This is a genomic window from Vibrio sp., from assembly GCF_047973365.1.
Taxonomy (GTDB): Bacteria; Pseudomonadota; Gammaproteobacteria; order Enterobacterales; family Vibrionaceae; genus Vibrio.
In genome coordinates, this window is record NZ_JBKEBW010000035.1 from 1 (window position 1) to 3,829 (window position 3,829).

At 44.3% G+C, this 3,829-nt stretch carries 3 protein-coding genes and 1 pseudogene; 2 read left to right on the top strand and 2 right to left on the bottom strand.

Annotation, left to right across the window (positions count from 1 at the left end):
- Nucleotides 1-206: IS3 family transposase (locus tag ACK5MF_RS05735; protein ID WP_416920240.1), on the top strand; the 206-nt coding region annotated here is incomplete at its 5' end.
- A gap of 49 nt (nt 207-255) precedes the next feature.
- On the opposite strand, the gene xthA is transcribed toward ACK5MF_RS05735, so the two are convergent.
- Nucleotides 256-1,074, bottom strand: a complete 819-nt coding sequence (gene xthA / locus ACK5MF_RS05740; RefSeq protein ID WP_416920242.1) for an exodeoxyribonuclease III — start codon at nt 1,072-1,074, stop codon at nt 256-258.
- Nucleotides 1,075-1,449: 375 nt separating this feature from the next.
- Between xthA and ACK5MF_RS05745 the strand changes: the two genes are divergently transcribed.
- Nucleotides 1,450-3,570, top strand: a complete 2,121-nt coding sequence (locus ACK5MF_RS05745; protein ID WP_416920244.1) for a methyl-accepting chemotaxis protein — start codon at nt 1,450-1,452, stop codon at nt 3,568-3,570.
- Nucleotides 3,571-3,617: 47 nt separating this feature from the next.
- Here the strand turns inward: ACK5MF_RS05745 and ACK5MF_RS05750 are convergent.
- Nucleotides 3,618-3,829 (bottom strand): annotated as a pseudogene (locus ACK5MF_RS05750) (hypothetical protein); the annotation flags it as partial.

The following is a 3,829-nucleotide window of genomic DNA, read 5'->3' on the forward strand; positions in this document are numbered from 1 at the left end:
GAAACTGTTTAGATAATGCAGTGGCTGAAAACTTCTTCGCTTTACTCAAAACAGAGATGTATCACGGTCAAAGCTTCACTGATGCTGATGAACTGATTGCAAATATCGAAGAATATATAGAGTATTACAATACAAAACGGATTAAGGTGAAATTTAAAGGCCTGACTCCGATAGAATATCGAAATCAGGCCTTGCAAGCCGCTTAACAGAAATGTCCAACTTTATGGGGTCACTTCAGAGCGTGGGAATGAGATCTTAGAGGACCGATAACTCAAACACTGACCAAATAGGTGCGTGATCAGACGGCTTTTCGATGCCTCGAAGCTCATAATCGATATCGGCTTCGATACATTTTGCGGCCAGAGATGGTGTTGCCAAAATGACATCAATGCGCAGCCCTCGGTTGTCATCAAAACCACGAGAGCGGTAATCAAACCACGAAAACTTATCATCAACGCTGGGGTGAAGTTTGCGGAAGGTGTCTTCAAATCCCCAATCAGTCAGCGTTTTGAGCCACTCACGCTCTTCAGGTTGGAATGAGCATTTACCAGTTTGTAGCCAACGCTTGCGGTTTGCTTCACCAATGCCGATATCTGAATCAATAGGGCTGATGTTGATATCACCCATCACAATCAATTGTTCATCGTTGCTGTGGTGTTCGTTTAAGTAACGCATGAGATCTTTATAAAACTGACGTTTGTATGGGTATTTAACTTCATGCTCAATATTGTCGCCTTGGGGGAAATAACCATTGAGAATCGTAACTTTTTCACCGCTGTCATCCAAAAACGTCGCCATGATCATGCGTTTTTGATGTTCTTCATTGTCACTAGGAAAACCTTTTTTAATTTCAATCGGTTCTTTTTTACACAGCATAGCGACACCGTAGTGTGCTTTTTGTCCGTGGAAATAGACGTGATAACCCATAGCTTCGACATCTTGAATAGGAAAAGCCTCATCATGAACTTTGATCTCTTGTAAGCCGATGACGTCGGGTTGATGCTTTTCAATCAATGCTTGAAGTTGGTGAAGGCGAGCTCTTAACCCATTGATATTAAAGCTAATTACTTTCATTGATTAATCCTTGATTATGGTTTTAATTTAGTAGCTACTTTTGAGTTTTTAATGAGTTATACCCTTCCTACTTGAAGCCGCAGCGGTGTTGGCTACATTCGTTCACCCCAATCACGCATGGTAATTTGTGGTCATGGGGATTCACTCATTTGCCGCCTACATGCAACTTCAAGTAGTTTGGGTATAGCTAACCACGAATGAGTTTAATGTTACCACTAAGGCGAAAGAGTACAAACCACAGACTCGCTCAAGCCAATATGTCAGAAAATGGTGAGCCCTGTGTCAGATTTGTATTGATCTATCGATAGATTGTGGTCTAATTTCTGCTTATCTCATTCGTTTGTATGAGTTTAAACGCAAGCATAAGGATGTTGTATGCGAACACTATCAGTTCAGTGGAAAATTACGCTGTTAGCCGGCTTTTGCCTGCTGGTAACCTCGTTATCTCTTATCGGTTTCTCAGTTTACAATGCTGTCAGTAATCAGCAGGTGATTAAAAATCAGAGTGCAGAATCCGTGATCAAAAAGTCTCAGCAGTTGTTAAAAACGCGAGCACAGTTAAATTCAACTGAAATATCGGAATACCTCAGCGAAGCCACCTATCGTGCAGAAATGCTCTCTTCAACCGCTTTATTCTTAAAGAAAAACTCTGAAGACAATTTTGGTGAGAGTGAAGCGCTACGTACGGCATTAAATGAGATGGTACGAAAATCAGTGTTAGATTTTCCAACTATTGAAGGGGCGTATCTGGTGTTCAAACCCAACGCGCTTGATGCAGAGGATAGCAACTATGTTAATGCTGCCTATGTTGGCTCCAACGACGTTGGACGTTTTGCTCCTTATTGGCGTGCTAAAGACGCCGGTCAGGATGCAGCCAATGAAGTGCTCACTGAGCAGCAATTGGCCGATGCAGCAAATCGTGAACGTTTTGCTTGTCCAATCAATGAAGGTAGCGCGTGCGTAACATCGCCACGGGTCGTCAATCATGCTACTGAGCAATTCTTAGCGACATCGATCTCGCTGCCTATTTTCGTGGACAATGAAACGATTGGTTTTTATGGCATTGACCTCAAGCTAACTCCGTTGCTTGAGATCGCCAAAGACTCAGACAGCAGCTTGTTTAATGGAGAAGGTAAAATTTTCATCATCAGTTTGGATGGAACACTGATCGCCAGCGATGACGATGCTTTGACGGTCGGACAACCATTTGCCGGTTCAAGCGTGTCTAAAGATAAGCTCTCAAGCTTGTTATCTAGCAAGAAGGTCGAATCGTTGTGGAGTGATGATGGCTTGTGGATGACGGTATTTGCTCCGATCACCGTTGCTAATCAGACTTGGGGGGTGATTTTTGAAATGCCCCGCAGCAGCGTGCTCAAAGATGCTGACCAACTTGATAGCGTTATTACCGCGCAAGTCGAAAGTGGCGTAAAAGTAGAGCTGCTGGCAGGCTTATTGTTTGCCGTTCTGGGTTTGACGGTGATTGCTTACACCGCGTCACGCATAGTGAAACCTATTCGTGAAGTGGTTGTGCGCTTAAATGATATTGCTGATGGAGAAGGTGACTTAACTCAGCGTCTGGATGTTCAATCACAAGATGAGATCGGCCAACTGGCGCATGGATTCAACAAGTTCCTCGATAAGCTGCAATCCACTATCAGTCAGGTGATTGCCACCACTCATTCCGTTGCTGAAACCACTGAACAAGCGAAGATCACCGCCGTTGAAACAAGGCGCAGCAGTGAGGCGCAATTTAAAGAGGTCGATCTTGTCGCCACTGCTTCAGAAGAGATGACGCAGACAGCGAGCTTAGTTGTCCACAACGCAGAAAATGCAGTTGATGCAGCAGAGCAAGCAAATGAGTCCGCCCGAATCGGTCAGCAGGTGATCAAAACGTCGGAAGCTGAGATGCTTAACTTGGTCAATACCATGAACCGCGCCGTGCCTATTGTCGAAGATCTCGCGCGTAATAACGTCAACATTACCGATATTCTTGAAGTGATTGAAGGGATCTCCGAGCAGACCAATCTGCTTGCGCTTAATGCAGCGATTGAAGCGGCACGGGCGGGAGAGCAGGGCAGAGGTTTTGCTGTGGTTGCCGATGAAGTTCGTAACCTTGCCAGCCGTACTCACGCTTCAGTGGGAGAAATTCGTACAGTTATCGAGAAAGTGGAAAAAGGTACCCGTGATGTTGTCAATGCTATTCAAGAGGGCAACAGTTTGGCTAATGGAACGGCTTCGCATGTGCAGCAAGCAGTATCCGAGCTGAATAAGATCTTCGATGCCATCTCAGCAATTAGCGATATGAATACGCAGATTGTAAAAGCGGCGGAAGAACAACAGACAGTGTCGGCAGAAGTTAACCAAAATGTGGCGAATATTCGGGATTTGAGTGCTCAAATACTAGAGCAGGCTGGAGAATCTGAGGCTGTCGGTACAGAGATCAGTGTATTGTCAAAGCAGCAACAGTCTTTGGTTAATCAGTTTAAAGTTAATTGAATGGCCCCTTTTTCGTCATTCCTGCGAAGGCACTGAGGGATCCCCATTTATTGGAGTGGTCGACTTATTATTGAAGGGTAACCTATCGATAAAGCGGCCACTCCATTTCGAAACCATTGAAGTACACGCCTCAAAGGCGTGTCTTTTAAAATATTCTTCGCCAAGCTAAGGAATGATAAAACCCTCTTTGTTTTTAGTGAGTTAGCCTGATATCTATAGTGCTGATTCTGTCTTTCTGCTTCAAAACCAACTATCCAAA